Source organism: Haloglomus irregulare (assembly GCF_007421925.1).
Classification (GTDB): domain Archaea; phylum Halobacteriota; class Halobacteria; order Halobacteriales; family Haloarculaceae; genus Haloglomus; species Haloglomus irregulare.
Window position 1 is genome coordinate 205,330 of record NZ_QMDX01000004.1, and the last position, 17,931, is coordinate 223,260.

The following is a 17,931-nucleotide window of genomic DNA, read 5'->3' on the forward strand; positions in this document are numbered from 1 at the left end:
TAGCTACCCGCAGCATGGCCCGCTACCACATCGAGACGTACGGCTGCACCTCCAATAGGGGCGAGAGCCGCGAGATCGAGCGGCGGCTCCGTGACGCGGGCCACCACCGCACCGAACTGGACGAGGCCGACGTGGCCATCCTGAACACCTGCACGGTCGTCGAGAAGACCGAGCGCAACATGCTCCGGCGGGCCGAGGAGCTCGAAGGGGCGGTCGCGGACCTCATCATCACGGGCTGCATGGCGCTGGCCCAGGGCGAGGAGTTCCGCGAGGCCGGCGTGGACGCGCAGGTGCTCCACTGGGAGGAGGTCCCCACCGCCGTGACGAACGGGGAGTGTCCGACGACGACGCCCGACGCCGAGCCGATACTGGACGGCGTCGTCGGCATCCTCCCCATCGCCCGGGGCTGCATGAGCAACTGCTCGTACTGCATCACGAAGTTCGCGACCGGGCGCATCGACAGTCCGCCGGTCGAGGCGAACGTCGAGAAGGCGCGTGCACTGGTCCACGCCGGGGCGAAGGAGCTCCGCGTGACGGGCCAGGACACGGGGGTCTACGGCTGGGACGAGGGCGAGCGCAAGCTCCCCGAACTCCTCGACCGGATCTGCGATATCGAGGGCGAGTTCCGGGTGCGGGTCGGGATGGCGAACCCGGGGGGCATCCACGGCATCCGCGAGGAGCTGGCCGACGTCTTCGCCCGCAACGAGGAGCTGTACGACTTCATCCACCTCCCCGTCCAGTCAGGCAGCGACACGGTCTTAGAGGAGATGCGCCGGCAGCACCGCGTCGAGAAGTTCCGTGACATCGTCGGGACGTTCGACGAACGGCTGGACCACTGGACGCTGTCGACGGACTTCATCGTCGGCTTCCCGACGGAGACCGAGGCCGACCACGAGGCCTCCATGGAACTGCTCCGCGAGGTCCGCCCGGAGAAGGTCAACGTCACGCGGTTCTCGAAGCGGCCCGGGACGGACGCGGCCGACCTGAAGGGGCTGGGCGGCACGCTGAAGAAGGAGCGCTCGAAGGCGATGAGTGAACTGAAGCGCGAGGTCGTCCGCGAGGCCCACGCGGCGATGGTCGGGGACCGCCGTCGGGTGCTCTGTGTCGAGCAGGGCACCGGCGACTCCGTGAAATGCCGGGACTCGGCCTACCGGCAGGTCATCGTCCGGGACGCGACCGAGCACGGCGTCGAACCCGGCGACTTCCTCGATGTCGAGGTCACGAGCGCCGAGACGGTCTACTGCTTCGCCGAGCCCGTGCGCTCGGCGGCCGAGCGCGCGGACGGCGCGCCGACACCCGCGGACGACTGATCCCGGAGGCGTGGTCGGTGCCGCTCAGGACGGACGGCTGGCGTCCTCGAGCCCCTCGAGTCCCTCCAGTGACGCCGCGCCGTCCGGCGTGTGGGTCGCGCGGCTCCGGTCGCCGCAGGCCTCGCAGCGGTAGTCGACCCAGCGGCCGTCGGCGCGTCCCGGCTCCTCGATGTCCGAGGCCGTGACCGGCGTCACGTCGCCGCCACAGACGCAGCGGACCGGGCCGACGGCCGCCGCGGTCGCGCGAACGGCCACGGCCGCGTGGACCAGCCACTCCCAGGACCAGAACCGCGTGTTCCCGAGGACGTGCCAGTCGAGCACCCAGTCCAGCCAGCCCTCGAGGGCCCAGTACCCCTCGGCCCCCGCCACCTCCAGGAAGGTCTGCATATCGGGGAAGTCGGTGTTCTCGTCGATGAACGCCGGGGTGAACACGGCCGTCACGACCGCGTCGGGGTCGACGCCGAGATCGGCCAGCGCCTCGCGGTCGAAGCCGACCAGCGCCGTCTCCACGGCTTCCCGGCTCCCGCCCACCACTCCGTCGACGCTCCCGGTGGCATCCGAACTCGTCGCCATCACCACCACGTAGGGTCTCCGTCGGGTTGTGTCTTGGTATCAGCGAGCCCCGCCGTCCCCGGCCTCGCCCGGGGACTCGTCGCCGTCCGACACGGCCTCGGGGTCCGCGTCCCCGGGCCGTCCGTCGTCCGCCAACCGGTCGACGTCGGGGTCGTCCTTCCACTCGCCCAGCTCCCGCGGGTCGACGTGGACGAACACGTCGTCGACCTCCGGCAGGTCGCTGATGGCGTCGACCACGTTCGTCTCGATGTCGTGGGTCTCCCGGAGGGTGCGTTCGCCGGCCACCTCGATGTGGAGCGAGACGTCCACCTCCGGGCCGACGTAGTGGGCGATGACGTCGTGGGCGCCCTCGACCTCGGGATGGTCCAGCGCCCGGCGGACGATCTCCACACGGAGGTCCTCCGGTGGTGCTCGCCCGACGAGGTAGGTGACGTTGTCCCGGACGATCTCGACGCCGGTGTAGGCGATGGCGACGGCGACCGCCAGCGCGGCCGCGGGGTCGAGCCACGGGTAGCCGAGGGTCGCGCCGACGACGCCCGCCAGCGCGGCGACCGCGGCGAGGACGTCGTTCCGGTTGTCGAGCGCGGTCGCGCGAAGCGCCGGCGAGTGACGGCGGTCGGCGACCCCGAGGACGTAGCGGTAGAGGCCGAACTTGGCGACCGCCGACAGCGCCAGTACGGCGACCGCCGGGGCGCCGCCGCCGACCGGGACCGAGCCCGAGAGCAGTACGAGGGCGGCGTTGCGCGCGACCAGCCCCGCGGCGAGGAAGACACCGAGCGCGACGACCAGCGAGACGAACGGCTCGATGCGCTCGTGGCCGTGCGGATGCTCGAAATCCGGCGGTCGGGTGGTGAGGTATAGCCCGCCCAGGACGACCACGGAGTAGCCGGCGTCGGCGAGGCTGTTGACGGCCTCACTGCCGACGGCGAGGCTCCCCGTCGCGAACCAGACGCCACCCTTCGCGAGCGCGAGGCAGAGGTTGACGCCGAGCACCAGCAGCCCGACCCGGCGGAGCACCCGCCCGCGGTGGGCACGCTCCGCGGCCTCGCCGTCGAGGGCCCGCTCCACCGACGTGCCGGCGTCTGCCATCGGTCGATAGTGGACGCTCCGGGCACTAACGACTGTCGGGGCGACCCGGTTACGGACGGAGCCGGACCGCCGAGCGCGGGCCGGTCTCCTCGGCATCGGGCTGGTCGGCGAACGCCTCGTGGAGCCGGTCGTAGGTCTCCTCCAGCGCCTCGACGATGACCTTCGTGTCTGAGATGACGGGCATGAACCCGGTGTCGCCGTCCCAGCGCGGGACGACGTGCGTGTGGAGGTGGTCGTCCACGGAGCCACCGGCGACGCTCCCGCCGAGGTTCTCCCCGGTGTTCGCGCCGTCCGGATGGAGGGCGGCATCGACTGCGTCCAGCGTCCGGATCTTCAGCCGCGCGTGGTCGAGCAGCGCGTCGTCGGAGAGGTCGCCGAACTCGCCGCCGTGCTGGAAGGGGATGACCATCGCGTGCCCGGGGTTGTACGGGTAGTTGTTCAGCAGGACGAACGCGTGCTCCGAGCGGGCGACCACCCGTGCCTCGCGGGCGTCCTCCCGCTCGGGGAGGTCACAGAACGGACAGTCCATTCCGGGGTTCTGGGCCTCGGGGTCGCGCTCGACCCACTCGATCCGCCATGGGGCGAACATCTGGTCCATACGACGGCAAGGTCACCGCGGGTCTTAGTCCCCGTGAACGGGGGCCGCCATCGCCGTGGCCCCGGGTCCGTGCGGGACGTCGCCGGCCCTGAGTCTGAATGTTCAGTATAGCTATATCAGATGAAGCTTGCGGCCGTTGAACGGTTTGAACGGTCGGAACACGACGCTGTCGACGGGCAGCGCGGCGCCAGCGGCTGCTCGGGCGGTATCCGCGCCTCAAGGGTCGGAGGAGCTGCTGAACGGTCAGAACGGAGTCGAACCTTCGGGGGTTCTTAGGAGGTCTCCGGTCGTCGGATCCGGTGATGCCAGTGAACGCCGACACGGACGAGGCGGAGATGGAGGAACCGTGCGCGGACTGTGGTCGCGAGACGGCCCACCGGGTCTCGGTCGAGATCCGGACGGAGAGCCAGAAGCGCGAGAACGCCGAGTTCTCGCGCGAGCCATACCGTGTCGCGACCTGCCTGCTCTGTGGCACCGAGGAGACGACCCGGATGAACAACGCGTAGATGCCGTATCGAGCGCCCCCCCGACCGCCGCGGCGACTCGGGCGCGACGGTCGTCCCGCTCACCGGCCGGCGGGGCCCGTAGGCGACCGGTGTTTTCACGCGGTGAAGCCGGTGGACACCGGTTTACTCCCACCCCACCTGATTGCGGTCGTGCAGACGCGGAATCGAGGCGTCGGTTCGGTCGTGGGCTACGCTCTTCTGCTCGTCATCGTCGCCTTTGGGACCGTGTCCGTGGTCGCGCTCGGCGGGGCGGCTCTCACCGACCTCCAGGCGTCCGCCCAGGCCGACCAGGCTGCCGTCGCGATGTCCGAGTTCGATTCGAAGGTGTCGCAGGTCGCGCTCGGTGACGCCGGCGCCCAGACGGTCGAACTCGGCGGGGACGGCGGCACCGTGTCGGTCGAGGAGGACGCCGGTAACGTGCGGATCACCCGGACCAACGCCAGCGGGGAGACGGTGATCGCCGACCGGACGCTCGGCGCGGTGGTCTACGACCTCGGCGAGACCAGGGTCGCCTACCAGGGCGGCGGCGTCTGGCGGACCGGCTCCAGCGGCACTCGTATGATCTCGTCACCGGAGTATCACTACCGCGGGGAGACGCTGACCTTTCCGATCGTCCGAGTGACCGGTGACTGGTCGGGGTCACCGTCGTCGGCCCTCGATATCCGGTCGGGGAGCCGGACCGCGTTCTACCCCACGAACACCAGGGAGAACCCGCTGGAGGACGGCTACATCGAGGTCGAACTGACGAGCGAGTACCACGCCGCCTGGGCGGCCTACTTCCGGAGCCGGACAGACGGGTCGGTGACGCACACGCCGGCCACGAACACGGTCACGGCCAACCTCACGGTCCCGTTCGAGGTCGACTTCGACTACGGCGTTTCGGCGACCGAATCCGGTAGTAACGCCATCCAGAGCACCGGCAATGCGGAGTACAACGGGCCAACGGCGACGGGCACGGACCACCCGACCGCCGACAACCGCATCGACGACCGGATCGCGGACTGCGAGAGCGGCGGGTGTGACGACCTCTCCGCCGCACTCGCGAGCGGACCGCTCACGAACGGGACCTACTACGCCGACGAGGACACGACCATCACGAGCAGCAGTTATGACACCAGCGACGGTCCGGTCCACGTCGTCGTCGATGGTGACCTCTCCTTCGACGGGACCGGTGGCCCCGGCAACCCGGACCACGTCGTCAGCGGCGGGGACCAGGTCCGGTTCTACGTGAAGGGGGATCTCGAGATCACCGGCAACGGTGCGGTGAATACCGGCGACGACCCGGACAACGTCCTCGCACTGGTCCACTCGGACGCCGGGTCGGTGACGGCCGCCAGCGGCACGCCACAGTTCACGGGCTACATCTACGCGCCGGGGACGGACTTCGAAATCAACGGTGGCGGGGCGTGTGGAACGGACAATGGTAACGGTAACAGCGGGGGTAACGGCTGCGACGGCAACGTCGTCGGTGGCGTCGTAGTGGACACCGCCGAAGCCGTCGGGTCGGGGAAACTACAGTACGAGCCGCCCGGTTTCAGCTTCGAACTCGACTCCGGTACGGCCATCACCTATCTGCACGTCACCGAACGGCGCGTTGCGGTCGATGGGGGGAGCTGAGGGGCCTACCGCGAGCGCGTCGTCACCTCACAGCCGCCCTCGGTGACGATGACGGTGTGCTCCTTCTGACTGACGAGGTAGCCGTCCTGCTCCTTCAGGACGGGGTAGCCGTGGACGACGCCCTGCTGCTCGAGGCGTCGGAGCGCCATCTCGGCCCGCGAGGTGCCGAGCCAGCGGGTGGCGAAGGGGAGGGTCTTGAACTCGTCCACGACCTGTTCGAGCGCCTGTCGGGCCTGCCGGTTGCGGACGGAGGCCTCGCGTTCGAGCGCGAAGATCTCCTCGTCGCTACCCTCCTTGACCTTGCCGCTCCCGTCAGTGGCGAACGGCTCGATGGCGACGACGTCACCCGCCTCCAGCGTCGCGCCCTGTGATACCGCGCGGTTGGGGATGTTGGGGCTGGTGTGTTGCTCCCAGTGGCCCAGGCCGTGCCCGGTGAGGTTGACGACCGGGTTGAACCCGTACCCCTCGATGACGTCCTCGACGGCGGCGCCGACCTCACCGGTCGAGACGCCCGCCTCGACGACGTCGAGCGCGGCGGCCAGCGCCTCCTCGGAGGCCTCGGCCAGTTCGGCGTTGCCCGAGAGGTCGACCGTGACGGCGGTGTCGGCCAGCCAGCCGTCGATGTGGACCCCCAGGTCGAGGTTGACCATCTCCTCGCCGACGGTTGCGTCGTCGTCCGGGGACGGTGTCGCGTGGGCGGCCTCCTCGTCGATGCTGATGTTGACGGGGAAGGCGGGGTCGCCGCCGAGCTCGCGGATGCGGTCCTCCGCCCACTCGGCGAGTTCGAGGTGGCTGGCACCCACCTCGACCCGTTCGGCTGCTTCGTCGCGTACCTGTGCGAGGATGCGCCCGGCCTCCCGGTGCTTCTCGTACTGCTCGTCCTCCAGCGTGCTCATGGTCGCGATTCGCCGGAACGGCCCAAAGGGATTGCGCTCGGGGCGACCGGCGCCCGGAGGGCAGACACTATGGACCTCGCCGCCCCGAACACGGGTATGAGCGAGTCCGCTCCGGAGCAGGGTCCGATGGCGGCGGCCGCGGAGACGGCCGTCCGGCAGTGCCTGGCCCTCGGCGAGGACGAATCGGTTGTCGTCGTGACCGACACGAAGCGCGAGGTCATCGGCGAGGAACTCTACCTCGCGGCCTCGGAGGTGACCGACGACGTGTCGCTGGTGCGGTATCCGGTCGGGGCGCAGCACGGTGAGGAGCCCGCGACCGCCGTCGCCGCGGCGATGGCGGGTGCCGACGCCTTCCTCGCGCCGACGAGCAAGAGCATCAGCCACACGAACGCCCGGTCGGCGGCCTGCGAGGCCGGTGCGCGGGGGGCGACGCTCCCCGGTATCACGCGCGAGGTGTTCGAGACCGGGCTGAACGCCGACTACGAGGCCATCGCAGAGGAGTGCGACCGGATGCTCGCGAAGGTGGCCGACGCCGACGAGATCCGGGTCACCAGCGACCGGGGGACGGACATCACGTTCCGCCCGGGCGCCCGCGACTGGCTGGCCGACACCGGCGACATCGCCGAGCCGGGGTCGTTCTCCAACCTCCCCGCGGGCGAGGTGTTCGTCGCGCCCGAGACCGCCACCGGCCGGTTCGTCGTCGACGGGACGATGCACCCGCACGGGCTGCTCGGGGCGGACGAGGCCCTCGAGTTCGAGGTCGAGGACGGGCGGGTGACCCACGTCGGCGACGACGCCATCCGCGCGGAGATCGAGCGCGCCGCGGAGGAGGCCGGCGAGGCCGCCTACAACCTCGCGGAACTCGGTATCGGGACGAACACCGGCGTCACGGAGCTCGTCGGGAGCGTCCTTCTCGACGAGAAGGCCGCCGGGACCGTCCACATCGCCATCGGTGACGACTCGGGCATCGGCGGGGAGACGGAGGCACCCATCCACTCCGACGGTATCATCCGGGACCCGACGGTGCGGGCCGACGGCGAACTCGTCGAGCTCCCGGACGGCGTCTGAGCGGCGGTCTCGGTCCGTCCCCGGGAGGTGGCAGGGAGCGTCCGACCGCCGGACATGGTCGTGATGGTCGCGTTCCACAGGCCGGACCTGTCGGTCGCCGCACTCGAGCGGGGCGCGGGGCTCGGGGCTCGGGAGCCCCTCGGCGCGGAGGTCGGTGCGACCAGCGTGGTCCCGACCGACCCGCTGTACGCCGGGGAGCAGGGCTGGGTCGAGATAGAGGCCCACTCCGACCCGGAGTTCCGCGCCGAATACCTCGCTCGGAGGGTTGACGAAATCGCCCTGGGCACCGTGTTCGGCCTGGAGACGCCGGACCACGGCGCCATGCCCGGAACGTGGCCAGCCAGCCACGGTCCAGCGCCCGCGACATCGATGCGGAGGTCGGGCGCCCGGGAGCAAGGGACGCCAGTCGCGTCGTCGCGGCGGTCAGCGGCGTTGGCAGCACCGTCGTCTCCAGCCGGCGCTACGACGCCCACGTCGTCCGGGACGCGTCGACCTGAGCCACCGACGGCGACGGTCCTTCTGCCGGCCGCTCGCCGAACGTTCTTGCCCGCCGCCGTCGAGGACCGCGATATGAGTGACAACTCCGCCGGGACGAGTGACAGCGAGGGCCCGGACGACCCCGAGCGGCCGCTCGTGGCGGTCGTCATGGCGGGCGGCACGGGAACGCGGCTCTACCCCGCGAGTCGACCGGGTCGCGAGAAGCAGTTCCTCGACTTCGGCACGGGCCGGTCGCTGTTGGCGCGGACCCTCGACCGGACCGGCTTCGCCGACCGGACGTTCGTGCTTGCCTCGCCCGCCACGGCCGAGCGCGCACGCGGGACGGTCCGGGAGTCCGGCCACGAGGCGACCGTCCTCGTCGAACCCGCGGCGCGGGACACCGGGCCGGCGCTGGTCTATGCGGCCCACCGGGTCCGCGAGGCCGTCGGCGACTGCGTCTGCTGTTGTCTCCCGAGCGACCACCGTGTTGGCGACGGGTTCGCGTCGACGATGACGCGGGCGGCCGCCGTCGCGGAGACGACGGAGGGCCTCGTGCTGCTGGGTATCGAACCGGACGCCGCCGCGATCGGCTACGGCTACCTGAAGCCCGGCGAGGACCGCGGTGGCTACCACCCGGTCGGGAGGTTCTACGAGAAACCCGACCCCGGCGCGGCCGCACGATACCGGCAGTCGGGCTACCTCTGGAACGCCGGCACGTTCGCATGGACGCCGGCGGCGCTGCTGCGGGCAGCTCGGGACTCCCCGCTCGAACCGCTGGCCGACGCCTGCGAGCGCGGCGTCCCCGAGGCCGGCTACGACGCGGTCGAGGCCGTGAGCATCGACTACGCCGTGTTGGAGCCCCACGCCGGCGCGGACGGGGACCCCGGCGTGTTCGTCGTCCCGGCGACCTTCGACTGGGACGACCTCGGCACCTGGGACGCGCTGGACTCGTTGCTGGGCCGGGACGCCGACGACAACGTCGTCGCCGACGAGGGCGGGTCGCTGGTGATCGACAGCGAGGGGTGCACCGTCGCGGCCGGGCCGGACGCCCACGTGACGCTGATCGACTGCGAGGGGCTCGTCGTGGCGACCGACGACGACCGGACGCTCGTCGTCCCCGAGCGCCGCGCCGACCGGGTCGGCGAGGTCGTGGCCGCGCTGCGGGAGCGTGGGACGTACCCGGAGAGGGCCGAATAGGACCGGGGGGACGGTCCGGCGGCCCTCCGGCGGGGCCGGGAGCCATCCAGGGGCCGATATCATGACCGATCCCGGACCACGACGGGACGCTTATGTGGGTCCGTTCACACCGGAGAGGCATGACCGAAGACGACGCCCCGCGGTTCGACTTCCCGGGGGCGTTCGACCTGTCGGGCGAGGTAGCCGTCGTCACCGGTGGCTCCAGAGGTATCGGGCGGGCCATCGCTCACGGACTCGCGGCGGCGGGCGCGGCCGTAGCCCCGGTCTCCCGGACGGCCGCGGACGTGGAGCGAGTAGCCAGCGAACTATCGGAGTACGATGTCGGCACCTGCGTCGCCACCGCGGACGTCGCCGACGAGGCGGACGTGGTCGACTGCCTCGACACCGTCGCCGACGAACTCGGACGCCCGTCGGTCGTCGTCAACAACGCCGGCATCAATCCCGAAGTCGCGCTGGGGACACCCGACCGCGTGTCCGCCGATGACTTCGACACCGTTAACGATGTAAACCTCCGTGGGGCGTACGCGTGTGCCCACGCGGCCGCCGACCACCTCGAAGCGACAGAGGGGTCGCTGGTGAACGTCGCGAGCGTCGGTGGTGTCGTCGGCCTCCCGCGCCAGCATCCGTACGTCGCGTCGAAACACGGTCTCGTCGGGCTGACCAAGAGTCTAGCCCTCGACTGGGCGCCGTCGGTCCGGGCGAACTGCCTCGCGCCGGGCTACGTCGCGACGGATCTGACCGAGGACCTCACCGGAAACGAGGAGCTGGCGGCGTCGATCCGGGAACGGACGCCGCTGGACCGGTTCGCCGACCCCGAGGAGGTCGCCGCCCCGACGGTGTTCCTGGCCTCGGACGCGGCCAGCTACCTGACGGGTGCGACCCTGGCCGTCGACGGCGGCTGGACCGCCCGATAACGACTGAGTCGGTCGGTTTCGCGATACCGAGGCCGTGTTATGATAACCGGTCTGTGACGGCCCCCTACATTTATATATGCGGTGGGAGAACGTGCCGCTGGCATGGCTAACGATGGAAACCGTGGCAGGCAGGACGGCACATCACGTAATGCGAGTTCGAACCGACGACGCTTCCTGAAGGCGACCGGCCTCGGGGCGACCGGCCTGACGGCCGGGCTGGCAGGCTGTACGAGCCCGTCCGATGGCGACGGTGGCGACGGTGGCGATGGTGGCGGCGGTGACGGTGGCGATGGTGGCAGTGGTGGCGGCATTCCTGACGTCATCCGTGTGGGCGCGCTCGGCCCGGCCGAGGCCCCGTTCGGCGCCTCCATCCTCAACAGCGCGGAGCTGGCGGCCGAGGAGATGAACGCGAACGATGGTATCGGCGGTGCGGATGTCGAAATCGTCACGGGCGACACGAAGGACGACCCCGGGACGGCCCGGCAGCGCTACAGCGAGATGACGTCCGGCGGCGAGGCCGTCGACGCAACCCTCGGTATCTTCGGTTCCGAACAGCTGCTCGCGCTCCTGGGGAACATCGCCGACAAGGAGACGGTCCACCTGACCGCCGGTGCGGCGACCCCCGAGGCGCCCCAGCAGCTGAAGGAGGACTTCGAGCGGTTCAAATACTGGTTCCGGGTCGGGCCGATCAACGCCACGTTCCTCGGCGACAGCCTGATCCAGTACGCGAAGAACAGGTTCGAAGACATGGGCTGGGAGCGCGTCGCCTTCCTCGCCGAGGACTACAAGTGGACCGAACCGGTCACGGCGACCATCAACAACCGACTGGAGGACGAGGCGGGCGTGACGCTCACCTCCGTCCGCCGGATCGCGGAGGGGACCGAGGACTTCAGCCCCATCTACGACCAACTGGAGAGCGAGAACGTCGACGGCGCCTTCACCAGCCTGGCGCACATCGGCAGCACGTCGCTGGTCCAGTGGGCAAAGCAGCAGCGCCCGTTCGGCTACGGCGGCATCCACGTCCCGACGCAGCTCCCCTCGTACTACGCGGCGACGGAGGGGGCCGCCATCTCGACGTTCAGTCAGACGACCGCCACGCCCACCTCCGAGGTCACCGGCCAGACGATACCCTACGCCGAGGCCTACAACGAGGCCTACGACGGGTTCCCCGTCTACAGTGGGTACAGCGCCTACGACGCGATGTACATGCTGAAGGAGGCCGTCGAGAGCGCCGGGACGGTGAACAGCGACGACATCGTCGCCGAGCTCGAGGGGCTCTCCTACACCGGGACGTCCGGGCAGCTGGAGTTCTACGGCCAGGGTGAGGAGTTCCCGCACGACGTGAAGTACGGCCCCGAGTTCGCGGAGGGCGTCTACTTCCAGTGGCAGGCCGATTCGGAGGGGAACGGCTCGCAGCAGGTCATCTTCCCCGACTCGCTCGCCACCTCGGAGTACCAGTCGCCGCCCTGGGTGCAGTAACGCTTCACTCCCTCGTATCGCCCGCGCACAAGAACGAAACAATCCACAATCGTCAGTACACATGGCAGTTAGTCCAGTTACGGTCGGGGTGAACGTGCTCCTCCTCGGGGCGCTGTACGCCGTCGTAGCGATCGGATTCACCCTCATCTTCGGCGTCGGTGGAATCCTGAACCTCGCGCACGGCGCCCTCCTCACCGTGGGGGCGTACACCGCGTACTACCTCGTCAACGCCGGCATTCCGGTGTGGGTGACGGTCCCCATCGCGGGTATCGTGGCCGCGACCACGGGAGTCGTCTTGTACAAGGGGATGTTGAAGAAGGTCGCGGACAACCCCGTCTCGGTGCTCATCCTCTCGCTGGTGGCGGGGCTCATCGTCGAGCAGGTGTTTCTCGTGCTCGAAGGGGCCCAGCCGCTCGTCGTTCCCGGCATCGTGGACGGCGGCGTCGCCGTCCTGGGCACCGACATCGAGCTCAACCGGCTGATCGTCTTCGCCATCAGCTGGCTCGTCATCGGCGCCCTGTTCCTCTTCGTCAACGAGACGAAGACCGGACAGGCCATCCTGGCCACCTCGATGTCGCGCAAGGGCGCGGCGCTGGTCGGCATCGACGCCGACCGCGTGTTCACCCTGACCTGGGTCGTGGCCGCCGGGCTCGCCGGCATCGCCGGCGTCTTCCTGGCCACCTTCCAGACGGTCACGCCCCTGATGGGCCGGACGCCGCTGTTGCTCTCCTTCTCCATCGTCGTGCTCGGCGGGTTGGGGTCGATACGGGGGAGCGTCATCGGCGCCTATCTCATCAGCTTCCTCGACCAGATCACGGTCCAGTACGTCAGCACCCGGCTGGCCGGTGTCTCCGGCCTCGTCGTGCTGGTGATAGTGCTCCTCGTCCGCCCGGAGGGACTGTTCGGGCGGGAACTCACGGAGGGGTAGTATGGGGGGAGAGACATCCGAGGCCCCCACGGCCGACGAGGAGTTCGAGGAGCGGACGCTGACGGACATCCTGGACCCCCGCGGGTTCGGCTGGCTCACACGGCTCGGGCTGTTCGGCCTGCTCCTGCTGGCGGTCCTGCCCGCGCTGCAGGGCTACGGGTTCCTGGGTATCGTGGTCAACTCCACGCTGCTCGCGAACATCACCGGCGCGATGTTCTTCGCCGTCTTCGCCATGTCCTGGGACATGCAGTCCGGCTACACCGGCGAGATCTCCTTCGGTCACGGGCTGTTCTTCGGTGTCGGCGGCTACGCCAGCGCCATCCTGCAGGCCCAGATGGGGCTCGACCTGCTGGTGACCATCCCGCTCGGGATGTTCGCCGCCGGCATCGCGGGGCTACTCATCGGGTTCCCGTCGCTGCGACTGCAGGGCCCGTACTTCTCGCTCATCACGCTGGTGACGCCGATCATCATCATCGGGCTGTTCCGGTTCGCACCCGACGTCACGGGCGGCGCGACCGGGCTGTTCACCGAGACCCTCACCACCGGTGCCGTGGAGGGGTACGTCGTCGCGCTGGCGCTGTTCCTGGGCGCGCTGGTCCTGTTCCTGGCCATCACGCGGTCGGACGCGGGCATCGTGCTCACGGCCATCCGCGAGGACGAACTCGCCGTCGAGGCCGCGGGGCTGAACCCGGCGAAGTTCAAGCTGTTCTCCTTCGTGCTGTCCGGCCTGGTCGGCGGGCTGGCGGGCGCACTGTTCGTCCACACGTACGCGGGCGGTTTCGTCGCGCCGAGCGACCTGCTCGCGCTGGTCGTCAGCATCGAGGTCATCATCGCCTCCATCATCGGCGGCATCGGGACCATCACCGGCGCGGCCATCGGCGGCCTCTTCCTGTTCCTCTTCCGGGTCTACATCGCGCAGGTCGACCTGACCGTTCCGGTGATCGGCGTGCCGATCGGCGAGATCTACTTCCTGCTGTTCACGGTCGTGACGCTGGTCGTCCTCTTCTTCATTCCCGAGGGCGTCATCACCCGAATCCTCGTCCGGACCCGACAGCGCGCCGCGGCCAGAGAGGAGGAGGACGGTGGCGGGGGGGGCGGCGGCCCTGACCTCGCGACCGACGGCGGCTGGACCGAGGGCGAACCGTCGAACTTAGAGCGTATCGTCGCGACGTTCACGGAGCAACTACGGGCCGTACTGCCCGGATTCGGTGATGACCCATGAGCACTGACACACCCACGAGCACCGAGACGCCCGCCGACCTCGACGAGACCGACGCCGGGACCGAGTCGTACGGCCCGGACGACGGGGTGCTCGTCGCCGACGGGATCACCAAGCGGTTCGGTGGGCTCGTCGCCGTCGACGACCTCTCGTTCGCCGTCGAGAAGCAGGAGATCCTCGGCTTCATCGGCCCGAACGGGGCTGGGAAGTCGACCACGTTCAACTGCATCACCGGCGTCTATCCGCCGAGCGAGGGGACCGTCTACTACAACGGCCGGGACGTGACCGGGTCGGAGTTCTACGAGATGGTCCAGAACGGGATGGCCCGGACGTTCCAGGAGTTCCGCCCCCTCGAGGACCGCTCGGTCGTCGACAACGTCCAGATATCGCTCGTCCCGGACAGGCTGTTCTCCACGTCGGGCCTCCGCGGCCAGACACGGGCCCGGGCGGTGGAGATCTGCGAGCGGGTCGGCCTCGGCGAGCGACTCCGGCAGCTTCCCGACGAGCTCCCGCACGCGGACATGATCCGCCTCGAACTGGCCCGGGCCATGGCGACGGACCCCGACCTGCTGCTGGTTGACGAGCCGTTCGCCGGCCTCGCCGACGAGGACATCACGGAGCTGTCCGACCTGCTCCGGACGCTCCGCGACCAGGGGACGACGTTCATCGTCGTCGATCACAACATGCGCGGCCTGCTACAGCTCATCGACCGCGCCATCGTCATCAACTTCGGCGAGAAGATCGCCGACGGGACCCCGGAGGAGATCACCGACGACCCGGCGGTCCGGAAGGCGTACCTCGGCTCCGAGGACTGAGGCGACCACCCCTGTTTCCCCGTTCTCACGCGGTGTTGTGAGTGATGATGGCGACTGTCGACCGAGACGACAGGCATCGCGGATGTTCGGCCCCGACGCCGGGATAGCAGCGCGAGCGTCGCCGGGGGCGCGGTGACCGCACTCGCCGCGCCGAGGCCCGGTCCGTCGGCGAGGCGTACGAGCTCTCGCCAGCAGGTGCCGTCCTCGCCTGGGATCACCCACGGAACCGTTCAGATTCCGCCGAGTACGACCCCCGAACAGGCCGTGGTAACCGCTGGCGCGGTTGGCAGGCGGCTGACCGACAGGACCGTCCCCCGGACCGACGCTCCCGGGGCCTCGACCGTCCGGCTGGTGGGATGACTGAACGGACAGTACATGTAAATCCCTGTGGCCGAATACTACAATATGAGTGCGACGGCGAACCGGCAGTTCGCAATACGCACCGGCTCGCTGACTGGCCTGCACTGGGTCGGGATCATCGCGGCGCTGGTCTCCGGTATCGTACACATACGCCTCGGCCTCGGGTTCGCACCCTCGCCGCTGGGTATCAGTTTCCTCATCGCCGGTGTCGGGTTTCTCGCTGCGGTCGCGCTGGTGTTACTCGATCTCCGACGGCGGACGGTCTACGGGCTTGGAATCCCCTTCACGCTCGGACAGGTCGTCCTGTGGTACTACCTCAACTTCGTTGCCGGTCCGAAGGCCTTCCCCGCCGACGTTGGGTCCCTCGGTGTAGTCGACAAGGTGGCACAGGTGGTCCTGCTGGTGGTCCTCCTCGCACTGCTCCGGTGACGATGGCACCGAGCCTCAGTCACGGTCAGGAGGAGGGCAACAGTGGCCCATAGGTGGCAGTCGAAGTGGTCCACCCCACTCGTCCAGAGCGGACTGGCAGTCATCGCCGCTGCCGCCTTTGCCGTAGTCATCTGGCCGCTGTTCCCGGAGCGCGATGTCACGGCGGCCTCGCTCCATCCGGCACTGATCGCCGGCGGGTGCTGGGCAAGCCAGCTCTGGTACGCGACACGGGTGTCGGCTGCGCGGGCCCCCCGTGCGACGGCGGCGGACCTCACCGGTCTCGCGAACGTGGTGACACTCGTTCGCGGGGGGCTGTTCGCCGTAGTCGCCGGTTTCGCAGTCGTCCCTCGCAGCACTACGTTGGTCTGGGTACCCGCGCTCTGTTACGGGACTGGGGCGTTGCTCGACCGGTTCGACGGTGTCCTCGCCCGAACTGTCGGCTCGGAGACGCGCGTCGGTACTCGGCTCGACATGGCCTTCGACACCTTCGGCTTCGTCGCCGCACCGTTGGTCGCGGTCCTGTGGGGCCGGCTTCCGGTATGGTATCTCTCACTATCGGCACTCCCGTACCTATACCGGGGCGCACTGTCCTACCGTCGCCTACGCGGCCGCACGGTCTACGACCGGCCCGATAACGACCTCGGCAAATACCTTGCCGGCCTACAGATGGGTTTCCTCACGGTTGCACTCGCGCCCGCCGCCCCGATATCGCTGGTCCATGCCGCCGCACCGATCATGCTCGCCCCGTCCGTCGCGGTGTTCGCTCGAGACTTCCTTGTCGCCAGCGGCCGCCTGCGATGGGGGACCGACAGGGGGAACTAAGCTGCTCCACCAACGCCAGTCGTGCTCTTCCTGACCCACCTCGCCGCGGCCGCGCTGCTGGCCCGCCCTGCCCGGCTCTCACCGGTGGGGCTCGTGGCAGGTGCGGCACTCCCGGATCTCGTCGACAAACCCCTCGGGGCGGTCGGGGTCTTCGACATCTACCACACCGTCGGGCACTCGCTGCTCCTTCTCGCGATCGTCGGCCCGCTGGCCCTGTTCGGCCGGCAGGGTGTCGCGATACTCGTCGGATGGCTCTCACACCTCCTGCTGGACGCGATCCATGTCGTCCTCAACGGCCGGCCGGAACACCTGACCTTTCTGGGGTGGCCGCTCCTCCAGCCGAACCCGCTCGACGTACCACCGGGGGAGTTCATTTTCTACTATCTCTGGTCGCCCTCCTTCTTTCTGGAACTCGGAATCTGGTGCGTCATCGGCTATCTGCTGGTAGCGAACCGGCACACAGTTCGGCGAATCCTCCACGAACGGACCTGAGCGGACGGCTTCCGACTCCATAGCACCCCCGTCACGCTGTGGACCGACGGGAGTTCGACGTGTGTCACCGGCATCAGCTTCGGCGAGGAGATCGCGGACGGGACCCCGGAGGAGACCACCAACGACCCGGGGTCCGGAAAGCGCCCATAGGCTCCGGGGACCGGGACGACCACCCCTGTTTCCCCGTTCTCGCGGAGATCTGCGAGTAATCGGAGCGACTGTCGACCGCGTCGCCGGATATCGTGGATATTCAGCCCCGACGCCGGGACAGTGGTGCGAGCGTCACCAGGAGCGCGGCGACCGCACTCGCCGCGCCGAAGCCGGGGCCGTCGGCGACCGTTGGCGTCCTGACGCCCGCCCGCGCGACGGGACCTGACTCGGTCGGACCTGACTCGGTCGGACCTGACTCGGTCGAACTCGACCCGGTCGAACGGGTCACCGCGGTGTCGGTCGTGGTCGGCGTGTCCACGCTCGTCCGTTCACTCCCTGCGGTCCGGGTCGCAGTGCTCCGGTCGGTGGTGGGGGTGTCGGCCGCCGTAGCGGAGGCCGTCGGCGTCGCAGCGGTCGTCGCCGCTGTGGAGGCGGTCGTCTCGGTCGGGGTTGCGGTCGCCGTCCCCGTCGGCGTCGCCGTCGAATCGCTTCCGGCCGAGCCACCACTACCACCGCCCGTGTCGCCGTCCGACACCCCGCCCGGCGGCGGGTCGAGCGTCTCCTCGGCCCCGGCGCGGGAGTCGCAGTCGCGGATGTGGACGTCGTTCGAGCGGTCCCGGATGACCTAGCCCGTCCCCGTTCCACCCGCCACGTCCCCGGTGATGGTGCCGTTGATGCGGTACCAGCCCGGTTCGGACGGGCTGTCGTAGCAGTCCCGCTGGCTCGCGACGACTTGGCCGTAGACGGTGCCGTTCACCGGCTCGCCGGCCAGCGTCTCCTCCCTGTAGAACGTGATGTCGATGTAGTCCGCCCCGGACTCGTAGCTCTCGAACGCGGAGAGCAGCGAGACCTGTGTCATCGTCCCCGGGTCGTCGTTGCCGCGGTCGATGCCGAACGCGCCGGTGTTGCCCGGTTCGCAGTCCGCGAAGCCGACCCCCTCCGAAATGAGGCGGATGCGGCGGAGGGTGCCGTTCTCGGTCAGCCCTACCGCG

20 protein-coding genes are annotated in these 17,931 nt (G+C 69.6%); 15 read left to right on the forward strand and 5 right to left on the reverse strand.

Annotation, left to right across the window (positions count from 1 at the left end; translation table 11 throughout):
- Positions 1–14 precede the first annotated feature (14 nt).
- Positions 15–1,310: a tRNA (N(6)-L-threonylcarbamoyladenosine(37)-C(2))-methylthiotransferase gene (locus DP107_RS08915; RefSeq protein WP_144261808.1), complete on the forward strand. Its 1,296-nt coding sequence runs from the start codon at positions 15–17 to the stop codon at positions 1,308–1,310.
- Positions 1,311–1,334: 24 nt separating this feature from the next.
- Here DP107_RS08915 and DP107_RS08920 read toward each other — a convergent pair whose 3' ends face one another.
- From DP107_RS08920 to DP107_RS08930, 3 genes are read right to left on the reverse strand one after another with little or no spacing between them, the layout of a single operon-like run.
- On the reverse strand, positions 1,335–1,883 hold the full coding sequence (locus DP107_RS08920) for a hypothetical protein (RefSeq protein ID WP_144261809.1): 549 nt from the start codon (positions 1,881–1,883) through the stop codon (positions 1,335–1,337).
- Between the two features lie 39 nt (positions 1,884–1,922).
- A complete protein-coding gene (locus tag DP107_RS08925) occupies positions 1,923–2,972 on the reverse strand; it encodes a cation diffusion facilitator family transporter (RefSeq protein WP_144261810.1) in 1,050 nt (349 codons plus the stop codon).
- 49 nt (positions 2,973–3,021) lie between these two features.
- Positions 3,022–3,570 carry an HIT family protein gene (locus tag DP107_RS08930; protein WP_144261811.1) on the reverse strand — a complete coding sequence of 183 codons (549 nt, stop codon included), beginning with the start codon at positions 3,568–3,570 and terminating at the stop codon, positions 3,022–3,024.
- A gap of 302 nt (positions 3,571–3,872) precedes the next feature.
- On the opposite strand from DP107_RS08930, the gene DP107_RS08935 reads away from it, so the two are divergent.
- Both DP107_RS08935 and DP107_RS08940 read left to right on the forward strand, forming a co-directional pair.
- Positions 3,873–4,076 carry a DUF7835 family putative zinc beta-ribbon protein gene (locus DP107_RS08935; RefSeq protein WP_144261812.1) on the forward strand — a complete coding sequence of 68 codons (204 nt, stop codon included), beginning with the start codon at positions 3,873–3,875 and terminating at the stop codon, positions 4,074–4,076.
- A gap of 150 nt (positions 4,077–4,226) precedes the next feature.
- Positions 4,227–5,693, forward strand: coding sequence for a DUF7289 family protein (locus DP107_RS08940; RefSeq protein ID WP_144261813.1), 1,467 nt, complete (start codon positions 4,227–4,229; stop codon positions 5,691–5,693).
- A 5-nt stretch (positions 5,694–5,698) separates the two neighbouring features.
- Here the strand turns inward: DP107_RS08940 and map are convergent, their stop codons facing one another.
- Positions 5,699–6,589 (reverse strand): type II methionyl aminopeptidase, encoded by an 891-nt coding sequence (gene map / locus DP107_RS08945; protein ID WP_144261814.1) that lies wholly within the window; start codon positions 6,587–6,589, stop codon positions 5,699–5,701.
- Positions 6,590–6,685: 96 nt separating this feature from the next.
- On the opposite strand from map, the gene DP107_RS08950 reads away from it, so the two are divergent.
- The 12 genes from DP107_RS08950 (at position 6,686) to DP107_RS19975 (ending at position 17,568) form a co-directional block, all read left to right on the forward strand.
- Positions 6,686–7,657: an aminopeptidase gene (locus DP107_RS08950; protein WP_144261815.1), complete on the forward strand. Its 972-nt coding sequence runs from the start codon at positions 6,686–6,688 to the stop codon at positions 7,655–7,657.
- Positions 7,658–7,989: 332 nt separating this feature from the next.
- Positions 7,990–8,154 (forward strand): hypothetical protein, encoded by a 165-nt coding sequence (locus DP107_RS19970; RefSeq protein WP_185977239.1) that lies wholly within the window; start codon positions 7,990–7,992, stop codon positions 8,152–8,154.
- Positions 8,155–8,227: 73 nt separating this feature from the next.
- Positions 8,228–9,331, forward strand: a complete 1,104-nt coding sequence (locus DP107_RS08955; RefSeq protein WP_144261816.1) for a mannose-1-phosphate guanylyltransferase — start codon at positions 8,228–8,230, stop codon at positions 9,329–9,331.
- Positions 9,332–9,450: 119 nt separating this feature from the next.
- The gene (locus DP107_RS08960) at positions 9,451–10,245 is read left to right on the forward strand and encodes an SDR family NAD(P)-dependent oxidoreductase (protein WP_144261817.1); all 795 of its coding nucleotides are present in this window, start codon (positions 9,451–9,453) and stop codon (positions 10,243–10,245) included.
- 102 nt (positions 10,246–10,347) lie between these two features.
- Positions 10,348–11,724 carry an ABC transporter substrate-binding protein gene (locus tag DP107_RS08965; RefSeq protein WP_144261818.1) on the forward strand — a complete coding sequence of 459 codons (1,377 nt, stop codon included), beginning with the start codon at positions 10,348–10,350 and terminating at the stop codon, positions 11,722–11,724.
- A 61-nt stretch (positions 11,725–11,785) separates the two neighbouring features.
- Entirely contained in the window at positions 11,786–12,652 is an 867-nt protein-coding gene (locus DP107_RS08970; protein WP_144261819.1) for a branched-chain amino acid ABC transporter permease, read from the forward strand.
- Between the two features lies 1 nt (position 12,653).
- The gene (locus tag DP107_RS08975; protein WP_144261820.1) at positions 12,654–13,874 is read left to right on the forward strand and encodes a branched-chain amino acid ABC transporter permease; all 1,221 of its coding nucleotides are present in this window, start codon (positions 12,654–12,656) and stop codon (positions 13,872–13,874) included.
- Entirely contained in the window at positions 13,871–14,686 is an 816-nt protein-coding gene (locus DP107_RS08980; RefSeq protein WP_144261821.1) for an ABC transporter ATP-binding protein, read from the forward strand. Before DP107_RS08975 ends, DP107_RS08980 begins: the two co-directional genes overlap by 4 nt.
- 405 nt (positions 14,687–15,091) lie before the next feature.
- On the forward strand, positions 15,092–15,475 hold the full coding sequence (locus DP107_RS08985; protein ID WP_144261822.1) for a DUF7475 family protein: 384 nt from the start codon (positions 15,092–15,094) through the stop codon (positions 15,473–15,475).
- Positions 15,476–15,517: 42 nt separating this feature from the next.
- Positions 15,518–16,297, forward strand: a complete 780-nt coding sequence (locus DP107_RS08990; RefSeq protein WP_144261823.1) for a CDP-alcohol phosphatidyltransferase family protein — start codon at positions 15,518–15,520, stop codon at positions 16,295–16,297.
- Positions 16,298–16,318: 21 nt separating this feature from the next.
- The gene (locus DP107_RS08995) at positions 16,319–16,789 is read left to right on the forward strand and encodes a metal-dependent hydrolase (RefSeq protein ID WP_144261824.1); all 471 of its coding nucleotides are present in this window, start codon (positions 16,319–16,321) and stop codon (positions 16,787–16,789) included.
- 242 nt (positions 16,790–17,031) lie between these two features.
- A complete protein-coding gene (locus DP107_RS19975) occupies positions 17,032–17,568 on the forward strand; it encodes a hypothetical protein (protein WP_185977240.1) in 537 nt (178 codons plus the stop codon).
- Here the strand turns inward: DP107_RS19975 and DP107_RS09005 are convergent.
- Positions 17,565–17,798 carry a hypothetical protein gene (locus DP107_RS09005; RefSeq protein WP_144261826.1) on the reverse strand — a complete coding sequence of 78 codons (234 nt, stop codon included), beginning with the start codon at positions 17,796–17,798 and terminating at the stop codon, positions 17,565–17,567. The genes DP107_RS19975 and DP107_RS09005 overlap by 4 nt on opposite strands.
- Between the last annotated feature and the right edge of the window lie 133 nt (positions 17,799–17,931).

Excerpts from the sequence above, each read along its gene's own strand:
- DP107_RS08915 (WP_144261808.1), top strand. The coding sequence starts at position 15 with ATGGCCCGCTACCACATCGAGACGTACGGCTGCACCTCCAATAGGGGC.
- DP107_RS08980 (WP_144261821.1), top strand. The coding sequence starts at position 13,871 with ATGAGCACTGACACACCCACGAGCACCGAGACGCCCGCCGACCTCGAC.
- DP107_RS08985 (WP_144261822.1), top strand. The coding sequence starts at position 15,092 with ATGAGTGCGACGGCGAACCGGCAGTTCGCAATACGCACCGGCTCGCTG.
- DP107_RS08955 (WP_144261816.1), top strand. The coding sequence starts at position 8,228 with ATGAGTGACAACTCCGCCGGGACGAGTGACAGCGAGGGCCCGGACGAC.
- DP107_RS08920 (WP_144261809.1), bottom strand. The coding sequence starts at position 1,883 with ATGGCGACGAGTTCGGATGCCACCGGGAGCGTCGACGGAGTGGTGGGC.
- map (WP_144261814.1), bottom strand. The coding sequence starts at position 6,589 with ATGAGCACGCTGGAGGACGAGCAGTACGAGAAGCACCGGGAGGCCGGG.
- DP107_RS08950 (WP_144261815.1), top strand. The coding sequence starts at position 6,686 with ATGAGCGAGTCCGCTCCGGAGCAGGGTCCGATGGCGGCGGCCGCGGAG.
- DP107_RS08930 (WP_144261811.1), bottom strand. The coding sequence starts at position 3,570 with ATGGACCAGATGTTCGCCCCATGGCGGATCGAGTGGGTCGAGCGCGAC.
- DP107_RS08965 (WP_144261818.1), top strand. The coding sequence starts at position 10,348 with ATGGCTAACGATGGAAACCGTGGCAGGCAGGACGGCACATCACGTAAT.
- DP107_RS08975 (WP_144261820.1), top strand. The coding sequence starts at position 12,654 with ATGGGGGGAGAGACATCCGAGGCCCCCACGGCCGACGAGGAGTTCGAG.
- DP107_RS08925 (WP_144261810.1), bottom strand. The coding sequence starts at position 2,972 with ATGGCAGACGCCGGCACGTCGGTGGAGCGGGCCCTCGACGGCGAGGCC.
- DP107_RS08960 (WP_144261817.1), top strand. The coding sequence starts at position 9,451 with ATGACCGAAGACGACGCCCCGCGGTTCGACTTCCCGGGGGCGTTCGAC.
- DP107_RS08970 (WP_144261819.1), top strand. The coding sequence starts at position 11,786 with ATGGCAGTTAGTCCAGTTACGGTCGGGGTGAACGTGCTCCTCCTCGGG.
- DP107_RS09005 (WP_144261826.1), bottom strand. The coding sequence starts at position 17,798 with ATGACACAGGTCTCGCTGCTCTCCGCGTTCGAGAGCTACGAGTCCGGG.
- DP107_RS08935 (WP_144261812.1), top strand. The coding sequence starts at position 3,873 with ATGCCAGTGAACGCCGACACGGACGAGGCGGAGATGGAGGAACCGTGC.